This is a genomic window from Microbacterium esteraromaticum, from assembly GCF_017303215.1.
GTDB classification, from domain to species: Bacteria; Actinomycetota; Actinomycetes; order Actinomycetales; family Microbacteriaceae; genus Microbacterium; species Microbacterium esteraromaticum_C.
Genome location: NZ_JAEMWU010000001.1, coordinates 1,082,416 through 1,104,180 on the forward strand (window position 1 = coordinate 1,082,416; position 21,765 = coordinate 1,104,180).

At 67.5% G+C, this 21,765-nt stretch carries 18 protein-coding genes and 3 tRNA genes; all 21 read left to right on the top strand.

Annotation, left to right across the window (positions count from 1 at the left end; genetic code table 11):
* Positions 1 to 20: 20 nt before the first annotated feature.
* A complete protein-coding gene (locus JF543_RS04920; RefSeq protein WP_206822884.1) occupies positions 21 to 941 on the top strand; it encodes a carbohydrate kinase family protein in 921 nt (306 codons plus the stop codon).
* A gap of 86 nt (positions 942 to 1,027) precedes the next feature.
* Positions 1,028 to 1,109, top strand: a tRNA-Tyr gene (locus JF543_RS04925).
* 489 nt (positions 1,110 to 1,598) lie between these two features.
* Positions 1,599 to 2,483, top strand: a complete 885-nt coding sequence (locus tag JF543_RS04930; RefSeq protein WP_206822886.1) for a bile acid:sodium symporter family protein — start codon at positions 1,599 to 1,601, stop codon at positions 2,481 to 2,483.
* Between the two features lie 9 nt (positions 2,484 to 2,492).
* Positions 2,493 to 2,984: an FBP domain-containing protein gene (locus JF543_RS04935; RefSeq protein WP_179409025.1), complete on the top strand. Its 492-nt coding sequence runs from the start codon at positions 2,493 to 2,495 to the stop codon at positions 2,982 to 2,984.
* A 51-nt stretch (positions 2,985 to 3,035) separates the two neighbouring features.
* Positions 3,036 to 3,830 (top strand): enoyl-CoA hydratase/isomerase family protein, encoded by a 795-nt coding sequence (locus JF543_RS04940; protein WP_206822888.1) that lies wholly within the window; start codon positions 3,036 to 3,038, stop codon positions 3,828 to 3,830.
* Positions 3,831 to 3,904: 74 nt separating this feature from the next.
* Positions 3,905 to 4,918 carry a hypothetical protein gene (locus JF543_RS04945; RefSeq protein ID WP_206822890.1) on the top strand — a complete coding sequence of 338 codons (1,014 nt, stop codon included), beginning with the start codon at positions 3,905 to 3,907 and terminating at the stop codon, positions 4,916 to 4,918.
* Positions 4,915 to 5,715 (top strand): inositol monophosphatase family protein, encoded by an 801-nt coding sequence (locus tag JF543_RS04950; protein WP_206820972.1) that lies wholly within the window; start codon positions 4,915 to 4,917, stop codon positions 5,713 to 5,715. Before JF543_RS04945 ends, JF543_RS04950 begins: the two co-directional genes overlap by 4 nt.
* A 157-nt stretch (positions 5,716 to 5,872) precedes the next feature.
* Positions 5,873 to 7,195, top strand: a complete 1,323-nt coding sequence (locus JF543_RS04955) for a M23 family metallopeptidase (protein WP_347401097.1) — start codon at positions 5,873 to 5,875, stop codon at positions 7,193 to 7,195.
* A 68-nt stretch (positions 7,196 to 7,263) separates the two neighbouring features.
* Positions 7,264 to 7,335: transfer RNA gene (locus JF543_RS04960), tRNA-Thr, on the top strand.
* 32 nt (positions 7,336 to 7,367) lie between these two features.
* Positions 7,368 to 7,441: transfer RNA gene (locus JF543_RS04965), tRNA-Met, on the top strand.
* 109 nt (positions 7,442 to 7,550) lie between these two features.
* Complete coding sequence (locus JF543_RS04970) at positions 7,551 to 9,020, top strand: DUF3375 family protein (protein ID WP_206822891.1); 1,470 nt, start codon at positions 7,551 to 7,553, stop codon at positions 9,018 to 9,020.
* Positions 9,013 to 9,786, top strand: a complete 774-nt coding sequence (locus JF543_RS04975) for a DUF4194 domain-containing protein (RefSeq protein WP_431522599.1) — start codon at positions 9,013 to 9,015, stop codon at positions 9,784 to 9,786. Before JF543_RS04970 ends, JF543_RS04975 begins: the two co-directional genes overlap by 8 nt.
* Entirely contained in the window at positions 9,783 to 13,130 is a 3,348-nt protein-coding gene (locus JF543_RS04980; protein ID WP_206822893.1) for an SbcC/MukB-like Walker B domain-containing protein, read from the top strand. Before JF543_RS04975 ends, JF543_RS04980 begins: the two co-directional genes overlap by 4 nt.
* Before the next feature lie 209 nt (positions 13,131 to 13,339).
* Entirely contained in the window at positions 13,340 to 14,224 is an 885-nt protein-coding gene (gene truA, locus JF543_RS04985; protein ID WP_206822895.1) for a tRNA pseudouridine(38-40) synthase TruA, read from the top strand.
* Entirely contained in the window at positions 14,221 to 14,889 is a 669-nt protein-coding gene (locus tag JF543_RS04990; protein WP_206820967.1) for an endonuclease/exonuclease/phosphatase family protein, read from the top strand. The genes truA and JF543_RS04990 overlap by 4 nt, the downstream gene beginning before the upstream one ends.
* Positions 14,890 to 15,103: 214 nt before the next feature.
* Entirely contained in the window at positions 15,104 to 15,550 is a 447-nt protein-coding gene (gene rplM / locus JF543_RS04995) for a 50S ribosomal protein L13 (RefSeq protein ID WP_179409016.1), read from the top strand.
* A 26-nt stretch (positions 15,551 to 15,576) separates the two neighbouring features.
* On the top strand, positions 15,577 to 16,062 hold the full coding sequence (gene rpsI / locus JF543_RS05000) for a 30S ribosomal protein S9 (protein WP_179409015.1): 486 nt from the start codon (positions 15,577 to 15,579) through the stop codon (positions 16,060 to 16,062).
* 17 nt (positions 16,063 to 16,079) lie between these two features.
* Positions 16,080 to 17,438 carry a phosphoglucosamine mutase gene (gene glmM, locus JF543_RS05005; RefSeq protein ID WP_206820966.1) on the top strand — a complete coding sequence of 453 codons (1,359 nt, stop codon included), beginning with the start codon at positions 16,080 to 16,082 and terminating at the stop codon, positions 17,436 to 17,438.
* A gap of 142 nt (positions 17,439 to 17,580) precedes the next feature.
* Positions 17,581 to 18,996: an O-antigen ligase family protein gene (locus tag JF543_RS05010; protein ID WP_179411657.1), complete on the top strand. Its 1,416-nt coding sequence runs from the start codon at positions 17,581 to 17,583 to the stop codon at positions 18,994 to 18,996.
* Complete coding sequence (locus JF543_RS05015; protein WP_179411656.1) at positions 18,966 to 20,606, top strand: polysaccharide biosynthesis tyrosine autokinase; 1,641 nt, start codon at positions 18,966 to 18,968, stop codon at positions 20,604 to 20,606. The genes JF543_RS05010 and JF543_RS05015 overlap by 31 nt, the downstream gene beginning before the upstream one ends.
* Positions 20,599 to 21,759, top strand: coding sequence for a glycosyltransferase family 4 protein (locus JF543_RS05020; RefSeq protein ID WP_206822897.1), 1,161 nt, complete (start codon positions 20,599 to 20,601; stop codon positions 21,757 to 21,759). The genes JF543_RS05015 and JF543_RS05020 overlap by 8 nt, the downstream gene beginning before the upstream one ends.
* The last annotated feature ends 6 nt before the right edge of the window (positions 21,760 to 21,765 follow it).

The window sequence follows — 21,765 nt, forward strand, 5'->3', positions numbered from 1 at the left end:
GCTCGCGATAGTCTCACGGAATGAGCGAGACACAGCGACGGGCGGTCGTGATCGGTGACGCCCTGATCGACGAGATCCGGGATGCCGGTGGTGTGCGCGAACTGGTCGGCGGTGCTGCGCTGAATGTGGCCGTGGGGCTGCGGCGGCTGGGCGTCCCGACGACGCTGATCGCGATGGTCGGCGATGATGAACCGGGCGAGCACATCCGTGAGTACCTGCGTGATCACGGTGTGGAGCTCATCGCCAGCCCGGCACCGCGGGGGTCATCCCGCGCTGTGGTCACGTGGTCGCCGAGCGGCGAACCCCAGTACGCGTTCAACGAGGCCGCGCAGCGGCGTAGCATCCGATACGGTGACGACGCGCGCGCGGCGTTGTCCGCGGCCGACGTCGTGGCGATCAGTTGCTTCCCCTTCGACGTGCCGCCTGAGGTCGACGCGCTCGTCGACGCGCTCGGCGATTCTCGTGTCACTGTCGATCCGAATCCGCGTGCGGGCATGCTCAGCGACCGCGCGGAGTTCGTGCGCGGCTTCGAGCGCCTTGCGGCGACGGCCGACCTGGTCAAGGTGGGCGGCGACGACGTCGAGTTGCTCTACGACGGTGATCTTGACGCTCTGCGCGCTCGCTTGCGTGCGATGGGGGCGGCGGCGGTGCTGGCGACGGCGGGAGCGGCCGGGGCGGTGCTGGAGTCGGATGCCGGTGTCTTCACGGCGCCGGTGGCGAGCCTGCCCGGTGCGATTGTCGACACGGTGGGCGCGGGTGATGCCACGCTCGCGGCCGTAGCTGCGGGGCTCGCTGACGGTGCGCCGATGTCGGATGCCGGGTGGCAGGAGCTACTGGACCAGGCCATGCAGATCGCGGCGGCGACGGTGCGTTCCGAGGGAGGACTGCTGCGCACGCCCGACGCTCTGGGCGACCCCGAGCGCGGTGTATTCGGTAGCTGACGGCTCGATTTCTTGAGACCGCCGCTGACCGGTATGCTTGATACTCGCGCCCCCGGTTGGCTGGAAAAGCCGGACGGGTGTGCACTGGCGAGTTACCCAAGCGGCCAAAGGGAGCTGACTGTAAATCAGCCTGCATTGCATTCGGGGGTTCGAATCCCTCACTCGCCACACACACGACTGAGGGCCTCCGCATCGCGGAGGCCCTCAGTCGTTCACGGCGTCAGTCGTTCGCGGATGTTCAGCTCGCGCTGTCCGTCCGGGTGGCCTGCGGTCGTGCTGCCGCAGCTCGCGAGTCGGGGTCGGCGCTCCGCACAGTGGGTGCGCTGCACGCGCATCCGCCGTTTCCGACTGTCTGGTTGTGCGCCTCCGAGCGCGAGCGATGGATCTCGATGCTGCCCATGGGTTCTCCGTCTCTGTCGGCGAGGGTGCTTCCACGATCTTAGGCACCGGCGTCCCGGCGTCCCGGCGTCCCGGCGTCCGCGTCGCTGAGAAACCACGTCCCGTGTGAGAAACCACGTGTCAGGTGATGTTTCGAACGGGAAGTGGTTTCTCGCCGGCGTGAGAAGCGTGAGAAGCGTGAGAGTCGCGAGAGGCGGGCGCGCGGGGGGCGGAGGGTAGGGCTGGTACTGGGGTGCGTTGTCGGCCACACTGAGTGCCATGGGATCAGCGTTGACCACCATCGGATTACCCGTCGCCCTCGGGATTATCATGCTCGGCCTCGGGCTGAGCCTCACGCCCGCCGACTTCGCGCGCGTTCTCAAACAGCCGAAAGCGGTGGTCGTCGCGCTGGCGTGCCAGCTGCTGCTGTTGCCGGTGATCTGCTTCGGACTGGTGCTGGCGTTCCAGCTGCCGCCCGTGCTGGCCGTGGGCATGATGATGCTCGCGGCGAGCCCTGGCGGCACCACCGCGAATCTCTACAGCCACCTGTTCCGGGGTGATGTCGCGCTGAACATCTCGTTGACGGCGGTCAACTCGGTGGTCGCGGTGATCACGCTGCCGGTGATCACCAACTTCGCGATCTGGTACTTCGAGCCGTTCGACGATCAGCTGGGGCTGCAGTGGTCGAAGGCGCTGGAGGTCTTCGCGATCGTGCTGCTGCCGGTGGCGGCGGGAATGCTGATCCGCCGGTTCTGGCCGCGCTTCGCACAGGGCATGGACAAGCCGGTGCGCATCGCGAGCGTGATCATCCTGGTCGTTGTCATCGCCGGTGCCGTCGCGTCGAACTGGCAGCTGCTGATCGACAACTTCGCCCGCCTCGCGCTGATCACGGTGCTGTTCTGCGTCATCAGTCTCGCAGTCGGCTACTGGGTGCCGCGGATGCTGAAGATCGGCACCCGCCAGGCGATCGCGTCGTCGTTCGAGATCGGCATCCACAACGCCACGCTCGCGATCGTGATCGCGCAGTCGGTGCTCGGCTCGATGGAACTCAGTCTGCCGGCAGCGGTCTACGGCGTGCTGATGTTCTTCGTGGCGTTCGGGTTCGGCTTCCTGATCCGTGAGAAGCGGCCCGTAGTGGAGCCGGCGTCGGAGTCGGCTTCATAGACTGGTTCGATGCGACCGCTGACCGAAGAACAGGTGCGTGCGGCGATCCGCAACGCGGATGCCGACGAAATCGCTGAGGTCGGGATGCCCCATGACTTCCTCCTCACCGATTGGGACTACCTGGATTTCCTCGCCTGGCGGGACCCCGAGTCCAGCCGGCGCGGCATCGTGATCGTCGAGCGTGATGGTGTCGCGCAGGGGATCGTGCTGCGTGCCACCGACCCGGCGCGGGTGCGTTCAGGTATGTGCAACATCTGCCGGTCGTTGCAGCCGGGTAATCAGGTGGCGCTGCTCACTGCGCGCCGTGCCGGCGCGAAGGGGCGCCGTGGCGATAGCGCGGGTACCTACATCTGCGCAGACCTGTCGTGCCACGAGAACGTGCGCCTGGCGCATCCGCTGGCTCCGAATGAGGTGCGGGCTTCGGGACAGGCCGATCGGCGGCTCGACGGAACCCGGCATCGCATGGAGGACTTCGTCGCCCGCGTCCTCGCCGACGATTGAACTTGAGTCCCGGGTAGGCTGAGACTCCGTCCTGCGTATCGAAGGAGATCCATGAGCGACCCGATCCTGTTCACCGTCGACGACGGCCTTGCCCGTCTCACGCTGAACCGTCCCGCCAGCCTGAACGCGTTCGACGCCGACCTGGCCATGGCGTGGCGCGATGTGACCGCCGCGGCGGTCGGCCGCGACGATGTGCGCGCGATCCTGCTCGATGCCGCCGGCCGCGCGTTCTGCGCCGGGGGAGACGTGGTCGCGATGGCCACCACCATGGGCAGCGGAGCTGACATCACCTCGCTCGCACATGTGATCAATGAGGGCATCCTCTCGTTGACGCAGTCGGCGATCCCGGTCGTCGCCGCCGCGCACGGCACGACCGCGGGCGGTGGCCTGGGCATTCTGATGTGCAGTGACTACGCCGTCGTCGGCGCGAGCTCGAAGATCGGCAGCCTGTACGCGAACATCGGTCTCACACCCGACCTGTCGGTCTCGGCGCAGCTCGCGCGCGCCGTCGGCGAGCGCCGCGCGCTGCAACTGGTGCTGCAAGATCGCCTGCTCAGCGCCGAGGAGGCCGTGGAGTGGGGGCTTGTCGCCGAAGCCGTCGCGGCGGCCGATGCTGATGCAGAGGCGGATGCCGTTCGCGCGCGTGCCGAGCAGATCGCCCGATTCTGGCTGGCCGGAGCCGCCGGCGCGTACGGACAGGCGAAGCGTCTGGTGCGCTCGCAGCCGTCGCGCTCGTTCGCAGAGCAGCTCGCCGAGGAGGCGCGCTCGATCGGTGCGGCGTTCGAGACGGCGGATGCCAAGGCTCGCGTCGCCGGGTTCGCTGCGTCGCGCACGGGCGGGCGCTGAGACGTTATCCACAGGCCCCCGCGGGACGTGGGCGCACGTGGGAGGATGAGACCCGATACCGCCGGGAGGTTCTCATGACAGACGTCACACCCCGTGCCGACGAACAGCAGCCTAGAAGCTCGAAGCTGTTGCGCGGCGCCATCTGGATCGCGATCGGAGCGCTGATCGCATCAGCGCTGGTGTGCGTCGTGTGGGTGCTGATCGGTGACCAGGACGGCATCATCGCACGTGCGTTCCTGACGATCCTGCTGCTGGCGCTGTTCGCGGGCGTCGCGATCGCCGAGTCGCACCTGGCGGAGCGGCGGCCGGAGTGGCTGGCGTTGGCGAGCATGGTGACGTGGATCGTCGCGCTGCTGGTCGGATCGGTGAAGATCTGGATGCCCGAGCCGTCGCCGATGTTCGGCTGGATGAGCGAGCGGCTGTTCCAGTTCGTGCTGGTGATCGGCATCATGCAGCTCGCGCTGGTGCACGTGCGTCTGTTCCTGAAGGCGTCGCAGCGGTACGTCACCACGTTCACCCGGGTGATCGTGATCGTCACGTTCGTGATGCTCGGTGCGCTGGTGGCGATGCTGGTGTTCTACCTGACCTTCCCCGAGGTGTTCGACTATCGCGACATCTACTGGCGCATCGTGATCGCCCTGGCGATCCTGGCGGCTGTGGGCACGACGCTGATCCCGCTGCTCAACGCGTTGTTCGCGCCGCGCCGGCGTCCGCGTCCGATGCCCTCGGGGCCGATGCCGACGTCGTTCGAGCCCGCGATCGCGCGCACGCCCGTAGCGCACCACCCGGCGACGCCGCCGGTGCCCACGGAACCGCTGAGCGCGTGGCCGACGTACTCGGACGGACGCACCCCGCTGCCCGTGATGCCCGACGGATCGCCCGACTGGGGTGCGTACTACACGGGATACCCGACGCCTGTGCCCCCGTCCGCCCAGGTGGCGTACTACGCTCCGCGGGCGAGCGAAGCGCCGGTGTACCCCGTGTACTCGGAGGGTGCGCCGCCCGCGTCACAAGCGCCCGACGCGGTTGCGGCACCACCTGTGCCGCCGGCGCCTCCCGTCCCACCGGCTCCGGGAGCAGGTCAGTGACCGCGGTGCAAGTCGGCGAGCTCGTCGCCGACATCGCCCGTGAGGCCGGCGAGCTGGCGAAGCGCCGGCGCGCCGAGGGCGTCTCGTTGGCCGCGACGAAGTCGACGCTGGCCGATATCGTCACTGAGGCCGACCGCGAGGTCGAGCAGCTCATCCGTGACCGGATCCGCAGTGCGCGTCCGGATGATGGCTTTCTGGGGGAGGAGACCGGCGCCGAGCGCGGAGCCAGCGGGCTGACCTGGGTCGTCGATCCCATCGACGGCACCGTCAACTACGCCTACGGCATCCCCGCGTACTCGGTGAGCATCGCCGTCGTCGAGGGCGAGCCCGACCCCGAGAGTTGGCAGGGAGTCGCGGCCGCCGTGTGTGCGCCGGGCTTCGGTGAACTCTTCACAGCGGTGCGCGGCGAGGGCGCCTGGCTCGATGGCATCCGACTCTCCGTCACCACCGAGACGCCCGCCGGGGCCCTGCTGGGCACCGGCTTCGGCTACGACCCGGCCACGCACGACGGTGACCTGGCGATGGTGCGGCAGGTGATGCCGATCGCGCGCGACCTGCGCCGGATGGGGTCGGCCGCGATCGATCTGGCCTACGTCGCGGCCGGTCGCCTGGATGGTTTCTTCGAGCGCGGTCTGAACCCGTGGGACTTCGCCGCGGGGGCGATCCTGGTTCAGGAAGCAGGCGGTCTGGTGAGTCGGCTCGAGCTTGACGCGCTGCGTCCGATGGTGATCGCGGGTGGTCCCGTCGTTCATGCCGAGCTGCAGCGTGTGGTCGGGGGCCCCGGCAATCTCATGTGATTGAATTTGTTTGGTTCATGGCTTTCCCAGCATCCAACATGTACTGTTTATCCGATCGTTACTTTCGCCGCCCGAGGTGAGAAGTGATCAAGTACCCGGCTTGACTTCCCGACCCGAGAGATCTGATTTGCACTCTGTACGCTCCGAGGACGGCGCTGTGCCCACGCGCCGTGCCAATCGACTTCGCACCGCCGCTCAGGCGGGTTCCGCGGACTCGGCAACCCCGGACGCCGCACAGATCGTGACAGACGCAGCCGCTGCGGCCGAGAAAGTCGCGACCGCCGTGTCGACGGCCGCAACCAGTCGCCGCGCACGACGTCTGGCAGCCTCCGGCACGCCGACCGCGCAACCGATGACTGCTCCCGCTGAGGTTGTCGCCAGCCCCACGCAGTCCGCTCCCGTCGAGTCAGTCACTGTTGTTCCCGAACCGGTTTCTCTAGCGCGTCCGATCTTCGAAGAGGCGGTTCCCACCGGAACGGCCCCCGTCGCGGTCGAGTCCGCTCCTCAGGCCGCCACCCCAGTCGTTGCGGCGCCCGTCGTCGCGTCCGACGATTTTGCCTCGGATGTCGACGCGTTCGCAGTGGCATCCGAGATGCTCGGCTTTGTGGCTATCGAGGACGACGCCGAGGTCGCCTCAGAAGCTGAGGCCGAAGCACCGTCTGAGCCGACCGTTCCCGTCGCCGACGAGCCGGTTGTCGAGGGCGCCGTACCGCTGCACATGGTGAAGCCGCGTCCGCGGCGGATGCTTCGACGCGTCGTCGCAGCCGGAGCGAGCTTCGGCGTGATGGGCGTTGCCGGATTGATCGCCGTGTCGATGACGCTTCCGGTCAGCGCCGTGGCTGCGTCGCAGGGAGCGGATGCTCGCACATCGACTTCGCTGGCCACGGCCGGTGATACCGCGAGTCAGCAGGTGGCCGACGATGAGATCCAGGCGTTCGTCGCCTCGTCGGATGTCGAGGGCGACGTGTTGGCGCGGTCCGACGCATTCTCGAGCGTGTCGCTCAGTCAGGTCGCAGCTGAAGAGGGCATCAAGTTCTCCGAGAGTCTGTACACGAACGATCCCGATGCGGCGATCCAGTGGCCGTTCATCGTCGGTGTAGCGATGAGCTCGCCGTACGGGCCGCGCTGGGGTCGTCTGCACGCGGGTATCGACCTCGTGCCCGGGAACGGTGCTCCGATCCAGGCGATCGCCGATGGTGTCGTGCGTACGGCGTCTGAGGCGGGTGGTGCGTACGGCGTGAACGTCTACATCGATCACGTCATCGATGGTCAGGTCATCACGAGCCACTACGCGCACATGCAGTACGGCTCGTTGCAGGTTCAGTCCGGCCAGAAGGTCAAGGTCGGCGACATCATCGGCAAGGTCGGCAACACCGGTCGGTCGTACGGTGCGCACCTGCATTTCGAGATCATCATCAACGGTTCGCAGATCGATCCGCTGCCGTGGATGCGCGAAAATGCGGGTCGATACGAGTACTGATTCGCTCGATTTCGCGAGATGCACCGAGAGGTGATAATCTCATCTGGTTGCCCCGCGAGGGGCAGCACGCCCCGATAGCTCAGTGGCAGAGCACTTCCATGGTAAGGAAGGGGTCGTCAGTTCAATCCTGACTCGGGGCTCGTACCGTCTGCACTTTGGTTCGGGCGATTGCGGCGGAGTAGCTCAGATGGTGAGAGCGCACGACTCATAATCGTGAGGTCGCGGGTTCGAGTCCCGCCTCCGCTACAGAAACAAAACCCTCGGCAAACCGCCGGGGGTTTTCTCGTCCACGGCCTTCGGGCGGAGCCTGCACCTTCGTTGGAAGGCGCACAGGGACCCCGGGTAGGCTTCTCAGGTGACAGGTACGCGTGCCGAGGCGGCATACATCCGCTCTCTTGCAGCGTTCAGAACCCCGACCCTGGGGTTGCTGCACGGTCGTCACGCGCCGTTCGTCGTCTCAGCGTTGACGACGCTGTTCTCAGCGGATCGCCCCGCGGTGCCGATCGCCGACGCGCACGCCGAGGTCGCTGCGGCGCTCGATGACCTGCGCGCGGCGGGCTACGATGACGATGACAGGCGCATTCCGGCGGGCACGGGGCGTGAAGTGTGCCGCACATGGGCCAAGCAGGGCTGGCTGGTGCAGCAGATCGATGACGACGTCGAGGTGTACCGACTCTCGGCGCACGCGGTCGAGGCGCTCGAGATCACCGGGCGCACCGGTGCCGGGCGTACGCGCGTGTCGAACTCGCGCGTGCGCACGCTGCTCGAGACGGTCGAGAGACTGTCGGACAGCGCCGAGGCCGATCCGATCAAGCGCATCGTGCGGCTGACGGCCGAGCGTGACGCCCTCGACGCCGAGATCCTGCGCGTGCAGGCCGAGGGCACGGTGGACGTCGACGACGAGGAACTGCATGAGCAGGCCGAGAACGTGCTGCACCTGGCGCGTGAGCTGCCCGCCGATTTCACCCGTGTCGCGGAGTCGTTGAAGCAGATGCAACGTGATGTCGTGGCGCACCTGCGACGCGACGAGCGTCCCACGGGGGAGGTGCTGCGCGAATACTTGCAGCGCGCCCGCGACGTGATGCAGTCGACGCCCGAAGGGCGGGCATTCGCGGGGGCCCTGCGCCTCATCGGCGACCCCGAGCGTATTGACGCGCTCAACGAGCAGTTGCACACGCTGCTCGCGCAGCCGTTCGCACGCCACATGGATTCCGCACAGCGCCTCGAGTTCGACGCCATCGGCCGTCGTGTCGAGCTGGGTGTCGAAGAGGTTCTGGCGGCGCAGCGGCGGGCATCCCACGTCATCACCGGCCAGGTGAAGACGCACGACCCGCTGCGTGACCGCCAGATCGACGATCTGCTGCGCGACGTCATCTCTGGGCTGCACGACTGGGCCAGGACGGCGCCGGCCACGGCGCCGGTCGATCCGGTGCGCAGTCTGCCGCTGATCGACCTCGGTCGGCTGCGGCAGAGCGTGGGAGACGTGCGTCCGCCGGGCGCTCCGGCTCCGTTGGCGGATGTTGACGACGTCGAGTACATCGAGGGTGACTCGCGTTCGTGGGGCGGGCCGCGCTACGACGAGCTGGAGGCGTACGTCGCCGGGCTCGGCGACGTGTTCGATCTGGGTGAGGCCTTCGTCGGCGCTCCGGAGGACACCCGCCGGCCGGTCGACCTCGTCGGCTTGCTGGAGATCGCGCACCGCAACGGCATGACCGAGGGTGAGCAGGTGTCGACCGTCGAGACGCTGCGTCCCGACGGCACGACGAGGCGGTTCGCATTCGCGTCGGTCACGGCCCACGCACTGAAGAAGGACGACGATGACTGACACGACGACCGTTTCCGAGACCGACGGGCGCGTCGACGCGCCCGCGCAGACGACGTCGGATGCTGACATGCACGCCGTATCGGATGCTGACGTACGCGATCCGTTCGTCACCCCCGTCGCGATGGAGGACGACCTCGTCGAGCACTTCCCGGGGGATCGCGGCACGCTTGATCCCGAGGTGCGCCGGGTGTTGGCGCAGGTGCTGCAGAAGCGGTTCCTGAGCGCTGAGGGCAACCGTGCCGAGTGGGCGCTGCTGCTCGAACACCAGCAGATCATCGAGTCGCGCCTGCACGACCTCTACCTGCGTCTCGTGGTTGATCCGGGTCGCGGATTGGCCTACAAGCAGCAGGTGCGCTCTGACGAGTTCGAGGTGCCGATTCTGCTGAAGGACCTGCCGTACAACCGCACCGAGACACTGGTGCTGGTGCACCTGCGCACGGTCTTCCAGCGTGAGACGGCTGCGGGGGAGTCCGCGCCGCGTATTGACATCGAAGACGTCGAGCAGACCGTGCTCAGCTACCTCACTGACGCCGATGGCAGCATGGCGCGGCAGCAGCGGGCGATCCGCGCGGCGCTTGACCGGCTCGACCGCGAGGGCGTCGTCGACGAGGAGACCACCGGACGCTACCGGATCAGCTCGCTCGTCGAGGTCGTGCTCAGCGCCGAGAAGCTCGCCGAGCTGCGCACCTGGCTACGCGCCCAGCAGGCCCAGCCCCAGCAGACCCAGCCCCAGCCCCAGAACGTGCAGCCGGAGGCCGCCCTGTGACGATGCTCGACACTCTCTTCGGTCTCATCCCTGCGCAGTCGCGCGGTCAGCAGTGGGTCGCCGAGGACCTGCAGTTGGTGAACTGGGGCGGCTACGATGGCGGCCCGCATCGGGTGCGTTTCTCGCCGAACGCGACGATGCTCTGCGGTGGTTCCGGCTCGGGCAAGTCCACGTTGATGGACGCCTACATCGCCCTGATGATGCCGCACACCACGCCGTTCAACGGTGCGTCCAATGGAGGCATCACCGGGCGTCCTCGCGGTGAGGAGCAGCGCAACATCCTGTCGTACGGACGCGGCAAGATCGACGAGTCCCGCACCGATGAGGGCACGAAGCTGCGGGTGTTGCGCGGTGACGGTGAAGACACCTGGACCGCCATTGCCATGACCTGGGCCGACCATGACGGGTCGCGGTTCACCGCCGTGCGGGCCTGGTACATCCCCGCCGGCGCACGCATTCTCGAAGACACCGTGCGGGTGCGCGCGACGTGCGAGGGGCGCTTTGATCTCGCCGAACTCGAATCCGCCGCCGCACAGCGGCTGACCGACGCGTCGTTGCGTGAGCGCGGCCTCGAACCGGTCGGAACAGACCGGGAGTTCACGGCGCGCCTGCACACGGTGCTCGGCATCGGTGCCGCGGGGTCGGGCGGCAAGGCGATGAGCCTGCTGGCGCGCATCCAGGCCGGTCAGCAGATCACGACCGTCGATGACCTGTACAAGCGTCTCGTGCTCGAAGAGCCCGAGACGATGGCGACGGCGGATGCTGTCGTGGCCCACTTTGATGAGCTCGAGGGCACGCGCACGAGCATGATCACCGCGCGGCAGCAGGTGAGCGCGTTGGAGCCGATCGCGGGCATCCGTGAACGCATCACGGGCGCGGCCGAGCGGGTGCGTCTGATCGACGAGGTCGGCGATCTCGATGAGCCGTCGTCGCGCGCGGCGCTGTGGCGGGCGCAGCGGCGTCTGGATCTGCTGCGTGAGGTCGAGTCCGAGCTGGGGGAGCGCAAGCGGGCGCTCGATCTCAGCATCCGAGAGAAGCACGCTCTCGTCGACGGTGCCGAGGCGGAGCGCGATGGCCTGCTCGACCTGCTTCGTCAGTCGGGCGGTGACCGTCTGGAGACCGCCCAGCGTGAGTTGCGCGGGGTCGAGCGTCGCCTGGCCGATGTGCGGCGCGAGCGTGATCGCGTCGACGCGGCGCTGCGCGCACTCGGCGTGCAGGCCGAGACATCAGAGCAGTTCGCCGAGGTGGCCGCGCAGGCACGCGCCGCGCAGGCCGACGGTGGGCGCCGGGCGGCGCGGGCGGCGTTCGCCGATGCCGAGACGGCGCGGCGCGCGCTCGTGCGCGAACGCGAGCAGATGGATGTCGAGCGCGAGGGCGCCGGGCAGCTGCGCGGCAGCATCCCGTCGGCTCTGCATGAGGCGCGGATGCTGCTGGCCGAGGCTGCCGGGCTCGATGCCGATGAGCTGCCGTTCGTCGGCGAGCTCATCGAGGTGCGCACCGAGTTCGAGCCGTGGCGCGAGGCGTTCAACCTCGCCCTCGGTGGTTTCGCGACCACGCTGCTGATCGACAGTGAGAACCTGCCGGCGTTCCGCGCGGCGATTGACGAGCTGCGCAGCCCGGTGCGGCTGCGCTACGAGGGGGTTACGGCGGGCATCGCAGAGTCGAAGCCGGCATCCGATCGCACGCTTCCGGGGCGGCTCGAGCACCGGGCGACGCCCTTCACAGGGTGGCTGCAGCAGCGGCTTGAGGAGCGGTTCGACTTCGTGTGCGTTGACTCGTCGGCGCAGCTCGGCGAGCACCGGATGGCGCTGACGATCACGGGGCAGATGTCGCAGGGCAGCCGGGGTGCGCACGGCGGTCACGGCCGTGAGAACGTGCTGGGTTTCTCGAACGAGCGCCGTCTGCGCGATCTTGACGAGCTCGCTGCCGGTACCGACGCGCGGCTCGCGGCGGCCGCCGAGACGGCCGAGGCCGCCGAGGCGGCGCTGGATACCATCGAGAACCGGTTGAAGGCGTTCGCGTTGATCGAGGACGTCACCTGGAAGCAGATCGATGTGGCGTCGTTGGAGGCCGAGCGCGAGCGCTGGGCATCCGTCGAGGCCGAGGTGACCGACGCGAGCCCCGAGGTGGGGCAGTTGAAGGAACGCGCCGAGGGGCTGCGCGTGACGGCATCCGAGCTGCGTTCTCAGATCGGCGCTCTCGTCGCCGAGCGCAACCGCGTCGAGGCGCAGTGGGGCGAGGTGACCGACGATGTCGACGATTGTCAGCGCATCGCGGATGCCGCAGACTCCGCCGATCTGGTGTTGGATGCGGCACAGGCGGCGTTCCTCGATGAGCGGTTCCTGCTCGGGGGAGACGCCGACGCCGGCAGCGCTTCGGACCGGCTGGCACGGCTGGATCTGGCGCTGAAGACCGCTGCGGCGCGGCTGACGGCGGATCGCCGTGCGGCACTCGACGGGCATGACGAGCAGCGTGAGCGGATGCGTCAGCTGATGGTGTCGTTCCTGGAACGCTGGCCGAACCTGAACCTGCTTCCTGACCCCGACGAATCGGTGGACGAGTTCGTGCGGATTCTTGAGGCGCTGCGCACCAGCGGCCTGCATGAGCTCGAGAGCGAATGGCGTGACAGCCTGCTGCGCCTGTCGGGCAATGACCTGACCAGTCTGGATTCGACGCTGAGCCGGTCGGTGCGCGAGATCAGGGACCGCATCGAGCCGATCAACCGGATCATGCAGGAACTGCCGTTCTACGACGACGACCACCGATTGCAGATCACACCGCGCGAGAATCAGTCCGAGGCGCGCAAGCGCTTCCGTCGTGACCTGCGCGAGGTGCGCGGACTGATCGAGGCGGCATCGACCGATGAGGAACGTGAGAACGCCTACCGGCGGATGAGTCGTCTGATCGCCAAGATGCGGCGCTCGGCGCCCGACTTCGCCGAGCTGATCGACGTGCGCAATCACGTGCGGGTCAGCGCCGAGCGGGTTCGGGCCGACACCCGCGAGCACGTCGCGCTGTATGACCACATCGGTGAGAAGTCGGGTGGTGAGTCGCAGGAGCTGGTGGCGTTCATCGTCGGGGCCGCGTTGCGCTACCAGCTCGGGGATGCCGGGGCCGAGCGTCCGCGCTATGCGCCGGTGTTCATGGACGAGGCTCTGATCAAGGCCGATGCCCACTTCACGCGACGGGCGATCGGTGCTTGGCGGGGACTGGGCTTCCAGCTGGTGATCGGCGCGCCGAACGACAAGTACAGCGCGATCGAGCCGCACGTCGATGCCGAGTACACGATCCTCAAAGACACTCGCGGACGTTCGTGGGCCAAGCCCAAGGTGGCCGTGGCCTGATCGAGGCTCGGCCCGTGCGGGCCTCAACCTGTGTGGGAAATCCCAGACCAGTCGGGTTGTGTACGGCGTGTCCTGCACCGACACGCCGACCGGCAGGTGGTTGGTCTGTGATTTCCCACCGGGTCGGTCAGCACCAGTGCAGGGCCGGGGCGCAGCATCCGCGTCGGGATCTCGTGCGTGCGCGGGAACGCGCGGTTTAGGCTGGTTCGGTGCGCATCCGCCTCGACATCGCCTATGACGGCACCCACTTCCGCGGCTGGGCGACCCAGCCCGGCATGCGCACGGTGCAGGGCACGCTGGAGGCGGCCCTGGCGCGCATCGTCGGTTCCGAGGCGCGGCTCGTGGTCGCCGGGCGGACGGATGCCGGAGTGCACGCCTCTGACCAAGTGGCACACGTGGACCTCGATGAGACGCAGTGGGCGCGCGTGCGTGCGCGACACGGGCAGGCGGCATCCGATCCTGCCGGGTCGCTGGCGCGTCGCATCCGCGGTGTCCTCGGCAACTATCCCGACGTCACGGTGACGCGCACGAGCCTCGCGCCCGACGGGTTCGACGCGCGCTTCTCTGCGGTGTGGCGCCGCTACCGCTACCGCCTCGCCGACAATCGGGTCGGATACGACCCGATGCGGCGCAACGACACGACGACGCTGCGTGCCGATCTCGACGAGAAGCGGATGGATGCTGCCGCTCAGACCCTCATCGGACTCCACGACTTCGCGGCGTACTGCAAACCGCGCGAGGAGGCCACGACGATCCGCACACTGCTGGACTACCGCTGGCACCGCGACGCCGAGGGCGTGCTCATCGCCGAGGTGAAGGCCGACGCGTTCTGCCACAGCATGGTGCGCGCGCTGGTGGGCGCCTGCGCCGCCGTGGGGGAGGGGCGGCTCGAGGTCGCCGACGTCGCCCGGCTGCGCGACGAGCTCGCCCGCACGAGCGCGTTCAAGGTGCTGCCGGCGCGCGGGCTGACGCTGACAGAGGTCGGGTACCCGGCCGACGAACTGCTGGCGTCCCGCGCCGAGCAGACTCGTGCGCGGCGTGACCGCGAGCATGACGACAACGCACCACGCGACGGCGGTACGTTTGACGCATGAGGGTCATCTCGTACAACCTGCGCAAGCACCGCGCGGCGCGTGAGCTCGCCGATCTGGTCAGCGCCCACGACCCCGACATCCTGTGCCTGCAGGAGTGCGACACGCAGGATCTGCCCGAGAGCATCGGCGGGCTCTCTCTGGTCGAGGCGACCAGTGGCAACCGGCTGGGGCTGGCGATGTACCTGCGCCGCAACACGTTCCGCGTCGAGTCGGTGCGCACGATCGGGCTGAAGAAGTCGCTGCACGACATGGTGCTCAAACCCGCGCACGAGCGGGTGCTGGGGGCGCGACTGCTCGACATCGACACCGGCCGTGGCGTGATCGTGGCGTCTTTCCATGCCGCGCCGCTGACCGCGCTGAACTCGCTGCGGCGCAATCAGATCCGTGCGGCGCTCGGCGAACTGCAGGCGCTCGGCCCCGACCTGCCCGTGCTGATGGTGGGGGATTACAACTACCCGGTGTTCAAAGAGAACCTCGGGCAGACCGTGCGCGAACACGGATACATGCTCACCCTCAGTGACGACCACACGTACACGCGGTACCGGGTGTTCCGCGGGCACTACGACTTCGCGACCTCGGTGGGCCTCGACATCTCGAAGATCACGACGCTGCCCCAGGGCACCAGCGACCACCGGCCGATTCTGGTCACGGCTGAGACGGCGTAGGCGGCGGAACCCGGGCTGTGCCGCCGACGCCGCACGGTTGGTTGCGAGCATCGGATGCTGTAAGCTAACCCTTTGGTGCCTGGCATCCGACTCGCTCGGGTGACGGGTGCGACGAACGTGAGCCCTCCACTGGCGCGTGTTTCGCTGAGGCGAAACCCACCCCGGAGTGGGATTCACGAACCTCTCCGTTCGAATCTATGAAAGCAGCACTATCGTGACGCGCACTTACACCCCGAAGGCCGGGCAGGTCCAGCGTGACTGGATCGTCATCGACGCCACCGACGTCGTTCTCGGCCGCCTGGCTTCGCACGCAGCAGCAATCCTGCGTGGCAAGCACAAGCCGACCTTCGCTCCCCACGTCGACACCGGCGACTTCGTCGTCATCGTCAACGCCGACAAGGTCGCCCTCACGGGTCAGAAGCTCCAGAAGAAGATGGCTTACCGTCACTCGGGTTACCCGGGCGGCCTGAAGTCTGTCTCGTACGCCGAGCTGCTCGAGAAGAACCCGGTTCGCGCCGTGGAGAAGGCCGTCCGCGGCATGCTCCCGAAGAACACCCTGGGCCGTGAGCAGCTGTCGAAGCTGAAGGTGTACGCCGGTGCCGAGCACCCGCACGCCGCTCAGCAGCCCACGCCGTACACCCTCGACCAGGTCGCCCAGTAAGCGCCGTAAAGACTAAGGACATACTCGTGGCTGACATCCAGGAAACCACTGACTTCCCGCAGAACTTCTCCACCTCGACCCCTGAGGCCGAGACGGTGGAGTCGGCTCCTCGCCCCGTTCTCTCGGTTCCCGGCGCTGCCGTGGGCCGTCGCAAGCAGGCCATCGCCCGCGTGCGCCTGGTTCCCGGCTCGGGCACCATCACGGTCAACGGCCGTACGCTCGAGGACTACTTCCCGAACAAGCTGCACCAGCAGCTGATCAACGACCCGTTCACGGTTCTGAACCTCACGGGTGCGTACGACGTCATCGCACGCATCTCGGGTGGCGGCGACTCGGGCCAGGCCGGCGCTCTGCGTCTCGGCATCGCTCGCGCGCTGAACAACATCGACGCCGAGAACAACCGCCCGACCCTGAAGAAGGCCGGCTTCCTCTCGCGCGACGCCCGCGTCATCGAGCGCAAGAAGGCTGGTCTCAAGAAGGCCCGCAAGGCTCCTCAGTACTCGAAGCGCTGATCCGCTCAGTTCCTTCCATGGCACTGTTCGGTACAGATGGCGTGCGGGGGCTGGCCAACGGCCCCCTCACCGCCGAACTCGCGCTCACCCTGGCCCAGGCGACTGCTGTCGTCCTGGGCCAGGGCCGTATTGCCGAGGCGCGTCGCGCTGCCGGCAAGCGGCTCACCGCTGTGGTCGCTCGCGACCCGCGGATCTCCGGTCACTTCCTCAGCGCCGCCGTCGAGGCAGGTCTCGCCTCGTCGGGCGTGGATGTGCTGGATGCTGGCACCCTGCCGACCCCGGCAGCGGCCTTTCTGATCTCTGACATCGACGCCGACTTCGGTGTGATGATCTCTGCGTCGCACAACCCGGCGCCCGATAACGGCATCAAGATCTTCGCGCGCGGCGGAGTGAAGCTGCCCGACGAGGTCGAACAGCGTATCGAAGCCGCCATGAGCGGCCCGAAGCTGCAGCCCACCGGCGCCAACGTCGGCCGCGTCAGCCGCTTCTCCGACGCCGAAGACCGCTACGTCATGCACCTGCTGGCGTCGCTGCCGCATCGTCTCGACGGCCTGCACGTCGTGCTCGACTGCGCCAACGGGGCAGCCTCTGGGGCATCCCCTGAGGTGTTCCGCAACGCGGGCGCGAAGGTGACCGTCATCGGGGCCGACCCTGACGGGCTCAACATCAACGACGGAGTGGGCTCGACCCACCTCGACAAGCTGGCCGCCGAAGTCGTGCGCGTGGGCGCCGACGTGGGCATCGCCCACGATGGCGACGCCGACCGGTGCCTCGCTGTCGACGCCGAGGGGAACATCGTCGACGGCGACCAGATCATGGCGATCCTCGCGGTCGCGATGAAGAGCCGCGGCAAGCTCGTCGATGACACCCTGGTCGCGACTGTGATGAGCAACCTCGGGCTGCACATCGCCATGCGCGAGAACGGCATCACGGTGCGCAAGACCGCTGTCGGTGACCGGTACGTGCTCGAAGACATGAACGCCGGCGGCTACTCGCTCGGCGGCGAGCAATCGGGCCACGTCATCATGAGCGACTTCGCCACCACCGGCGACGGACTGCTCACGGGTCTTCACCTGGTCGCCGAGATGGCACGTCAGAAGAAGACGCTGGCCGAGTTGGCATCGATCATGACGGTGTACCCGCAGGTGATGATCAACGTCACGGGTGTCGACAAGGACGCCGTGTCGGATCACCTCGGCGTGCAAGAGGCGGTCAAGTCGGTCGAGGCCCGCCTCGGCGACTCGGGCCGCGTGCTGCTGCGCAAGTCGGGCACCGAGCCGCTCGTGCGTGTGATGGTCGAGGCGGCGGATGCGGAAACCGCGAACGCCCACGCCGCATCACTCGCCGATGTCGTGCGCAAGCACCTGACGCTCTGAGATCACGCGTTGAAGAAGGCGGTCACCGTTGGTGGCCGCCTTCTTTTCGTTGTCTCGGATGCAGGATGCTGATCGTCGTGTCCTTCCCGTGGGCGAGTGCGATACTGAGACGTTGAGGGGCTCCGCGGGGAAGGGGAACGCAATGGCGCTTCGTCGTACTGCTGTTGTCGATGCCCTCGGCCGCGCCTGGGCAAACCTCTGGCGTTGGACGCTGTTCGCCATCGGCACGCTACTGGCGGTCTATTTCTTGCTCGACCGCGGACTCGCCGACGGCGCGACGACAGCGATTGCACTCGCGGTGATCGTCATCGGAGTGGTGCTCACACCCCGGCATCCGATGATCCTGCCTCTGCTGGCCATTCCCGGTGCGTTCGTGACTGCCCGCGTGAGCATCGGCGTCGGCGATCTCACCGTGTCTGACCTGGCGATCGCCCTCGGCTTCGTCATCGTCGTGCTGCTGTCGCGTCGAGATTTCAGTCCGACTATGCGCGCGATGCTGTGGCTGAATGCGGTCTATCAGTTCGCCACACTGTTCACCGTCATCGTGAACCCGTATCCACAGAACACTGTCGAGTGGTTCCACGCATGGATGCTGATCAGCGGAGCCCTGTTGCTCGGTTGGGGGATCGGCCGGGCAGGACTCATGCGCACCGGGCTCATCCTGATCGTCGCCACTGGCCTCGTGGTTGCGCTCGGAACGATCGCCACCGGCGCCATCGTGTTCGTCACCGAGGGTGTGCGGCCGATCTACCCCCGGTGGCCGTGGCCGATGCACAAGAACTTCGCGGGCGCAGCGCTGGCGTTCGCGATCCTCGTCGTCTTCATCAAACCGCCACATGCCCACCTGCCTCGAAAGCTGACAGTCCCGTCTCTGTGGATCATGCTGGCGGCATTGGCGCTGACGCAGTCCCGGCAAGCGGTGATCGGACTCATCGTCGGCATGTTGCTGTACGTGCTGCGTTCCGGTGCGGGACGGCACAAGGTGCTGGTCGTGCTTCTCGCTGTACCCGGTGCCGCGCTCATCATCGACAGCGTGATCGGTCAGATCGAGTCGCAGAACAGGTTCAACTCGACGTATCAGCGACTGGAATGGATGCGTGAGGTCTACGCGCTCTGGAAGCACGAGCCGATCTTCGGCCATGGACTGCGGTACTGGTACGTGCATCCGACGGCGAACTTCCAGCCGCCACAGGCAGAACTCGAAGTCGTCGCATCGGCAGGGCTCGTCGGTCTCGCGGGTTTCGGAGTCATGTGGCTTGGCATCCTGATCGTGCTGTGGAAGTTCTGGACCACGCATCCTTCCTTTGGAGCCCTCGCGTTCGCCGTCGTGATCTCACGTTTGGTGACCGCTCAGTTCGACCTGTTCTGGGTTGCCGCGCAGGTGTCGATCCCGTTCCTGATCGCCGGAATCTGCCTGGGCGCACAGGTGTGGTGGCGTGAGCAGAATCCGGATACGAGGGAACAACCACTCGGCGGTCGCCGCGCGCAGTCTTCTAAGATCGAGATCCAGGGGAAGATGGGGGTGGCATGGAACTCCGCGACTACGCGAACGCGCTGAAGCGACACTGGCTCGGCATCGTGCTGATGACGATACTCGGGCTGGCGGCAGGGTACGGCTGGGCCGCGCTGCAGACACCGGTGTACCAGGCCGATGCGAGCGGTGTGGTCACGGTCGCTACGGATCCTGATCCCGAGATGCAGCTCATCCCGGGGGCGAACGACTCCATCGCGAAGTCGCGCGTGCCGACGTTCGTCGAGATGGCGACCTGGCGCAATGTCGCTGAGAAGGCAGCCGACGCGCTGGGACTCGACGTGGCGCCAGAGCAACTTGTGCGGCGTATCACTGTCGATAACCCGGAGGGCACTCCCATCATCAAGATCACCGCCGAAGGCCCGACGGCAGAGGGCGCACGCGACCTTGCTGAGGCCTGGGTCGTCGGACTCGCTGCGACGATCGACGAGCGCGAGGGGGTCGAAGAGCTCGGGTCCGCGCTGATCACCGTCGAACTGGCGGAGTCGGCGGCGCTGCCATCGGCGCCATCGTTCCCGGACGAGCGCATGGCGCTGGTGGTGGGAGGCGTTCTCGGCCTCGGTATGGGCATCGCCTTCGCCCTGGTCCGTGCAGTCTCGGATCGCCGTGTTCGTGCCCGCGATGACGTGGAAGCGCGTCTGGGATTGGCCGTCGTCGGCACGTTGCCCGCCGCCGGTGAGGTGCAGGACGGGCAACGGCTTCTGGCTGGCGATCAGACGGGAACGAAGTCGAGCTATGCGATGCGTGAGGCGTTGCGCGTGCTGCGGACGAACCTGCAGTTCATGAACGTCGATGATCCGCCGCGAGTGATCGTCGTGAGCAGCGCCTTGCCCGGTGAGGGCAAGTCGACCGTTTCGGCCAACCTGGCTGCCACACTCGCCGCCAACGGCGTGCCCGTCGTGCTCGTCGACGGTGACCTGCGGCGTCCCACGGTCGCCAAGACAACCGGGGTGCCGGGAACAGCCGGGCTCACGGATGTGCTCGCGGGGCGGGCGAAGCTCGTGGACGTGTTGCAGAGTTCGCCGCATGAACCGAACCTGAACGTGCTCGTCGCCGGCACCATCCCACCGAACCCGAGCGAGGTGCTTGGGTCGGCGAAGATGAAAGCCACGCTTGACGAACTCGCCGAGTACGCGACGGTGATCGTCGACGCGCCGCCGTTGCTTGCCGTCACCGACGGCGCTGTGCTTGCGCACCAGGCCGACGGCACGCTGATCGTCGTCTCGGTGGGAAAGACCACCTACGATCTGGTGGAGAAGGCGCAGGATGCCCTGACCAAGGTGCACGGTCGACTGCTCGGCGTGGTGCTCAACCGGGCCCCGCTGACAGGCTCGGAGTCGTCTGTCTACACATACGAGTACGCGTCAGGGTCGGAGCACAAGAAGCGTGGATGGCCGTCGAAGTCGAGCACGTCGAAGCAGAGCAGCTTGTCGTCCGTAGCGCAAGAAGACGACGAGCCGCTACCGGAGCCCGCCCCTGTGCCGAAACCATCCCGCCCGCGGCCCGCCAAGAAGAGCTCTGCCTCCGAACCTGCGAGCGAGGACGCCGCCGACGCCGAGGACTTCGACGAGCTGTTGCGCGGCGCGGCGGTCGAGGCCCCTGTGCGCCGCAAGCAGCGCAGCTCGAAGAATGGCTGATAGCGCCGCGCATCGCATCGCGCTGATTACGTCGTCCTTCGCCCCGCATGTTGGCGGCGTCGAAGAGCACGTCGCGCAGGTCGCGCGCGAGTTGACCGCGCGCGGACACGTCGTTGAGGTCTGGACCGTCGATCGAGGAGCGGCCCCACAGGATCCTCTCCTCGGTGCGGACGGTGTCGAGATAGCCGTGCGATACCTGCCCACGCCTCTTCCCGCGCGTTCGCTCCCCGCAATGCTGCGATTCGCAGGGCGCTGGCCGGCTGCCTGGGCGGCCTGGCGCCGCGCGCACCGGCGCCTGCGTCCGGATGTGCTGCACGTGCACTGCTTCGGCCCGAACGGTATCTACGCGGAGGCGCTTTACCGTCGGCGCCACACTCCGCTCATCATCACCTCGCACGGAGAGACGATGGGCGACGACAACGGCGTCTACGAGAGATCAGCGTTGCTACGGGCGCGTCTGCGCCGCGCCATCGTCTCGGCGCAGACGGTCACCGCTCCCAGCGAGTACGTGCTTGATGACCTTCGGGCGCGGTACGGCCTGCACTCGGGCGTCGTCGTGCCGAACGGAGTGGATCTCGCGGTCCGGCAGGGGGAAACCGCGGGCGAAGGGGACTACCTCTTCGCCGTCGGGCGCCTCGGGTACGTCAAGGGCTTCGATCTGCTCATCGAGGCATTCGCGCGGTTACAGGACACAGGCGTTCGGCTTGTGATCGGCGGTGATGGCCCCGAGCGCGATGCGCTGCAGAAGCAGTCCGAGGCGGCAGGGCTCGCGGAGCGCGTGTCGTTCGTCGGTCAGCTCGCGTCCGAGCAGGTCGACGCCTATATGCGCGGCGCGGTCGCCGTGGTCGTTCCCTCGCGTTCCGAAGCCTTCGGCATCGTCGCACTGGAAGCATGGCGTGCGGGGGCGCCGCTGGTGATGACCAGCCGCGGTGGTGCTGCCGAGTTCGTGCGTGACGGTGAGGACGGCGTTCTCGTCGACCCGACCGACGTCGACGCGTTGAGCGAAGCGCTCGCACAGGTGGGGAACGATCCGACGCTCGCCGACCGACTGCGGGCGAACGGGCCGGCGCGGGTGCGCGACCTCACCTGGCCTGCTGTGGTTTCGCAGTACCTGCGGTTGTACGACCGACTGCCAACGGACCCCCCTCGATGAGATACG

What these genes read in the sequence shown, in the direction of transcription:
- JF543_RS04920 (WP_206822884.1), top strand. Translation starts at nt 21, where the DNA reads ATGAGCGAGACACAGCGACGGGCGGTCGTGATCGGTGACGCCCTGATC.
- JF543_RS04930 (WP_206822886.1), top strand. Translation starts at nt 1,599, where the DNA reads ATGGGATCAGCGTTGACCACCATCGGATTACCCGTCGCCCTCGGGATT.
- JF543_RS04935 (WP_179409025.1), top strand. Translation starts at nt 2,493, where the DNA reads ATGCGACCGCTGACCGAAGAACAGGTGCGTGCGGCGATCCGCAACGCG.
- JF543_RS04940 (WP_206822888.1), top strand. Translation starts at nt 3,036, where the DNA reads ATGAGCGACCCGATCCTGTTCACCGTCGACGACGGCCTTGCCCGTCTC.
- JF543_RS04945 (WP_206822890.1), top strand. Translation starts at nt 3,905, where the DNA reads ATGACAGACGTCACACCCCGTGCCGACGAACAGCAGCCTAGAAGCTCG.
- JF543_RS04975 (WP_431522599.1), top strand. Translation starts at nt 9,013, where the DNA reads ATGACTGACACGACGACCGTTTCCGAGACCGACGGGCGCGTCGACGCG.
- JF543_RS04990 (WP_206820967.1), top strand. Translation starts at nt 14,221, where the DNA reads ATGAGGGTCATCTCGTACAACCTGCGCAAGCACCGCGCGGCGCGTGAG.
- glmM (WP_206820966.1), top strand. Translation starts at nt 16,080, where the DNA reads ATGGCACTGTTCGGTACAGATGGCGTGCGGGGGCTGGCCAACGGCCCC.
- JF543_RS05010 (WP_179411657.1), top strand. Translation starts at nt 17,581, where the DNA reads ATGGCGCTTCGTCGTACTGCTGTTGTCGATGCCCTCGGCCGCGCCTGG.
- JF543_RS05015 (WP_179411656.1), top strand. Translation starts at nt 18,966, where the DNA reads ATGGAACTCCGCGACTACGCGAACGCGCTGAAGCGACACTGGCTCGGC.
- JF543_RS05020 (WP_206822897.1), top strand. Translation starts at nt 20,599, where the DNA reads ATGGCTGATAGCGCCGCGCATCGCATCGCGCTGATTACGTCGTCCTTC.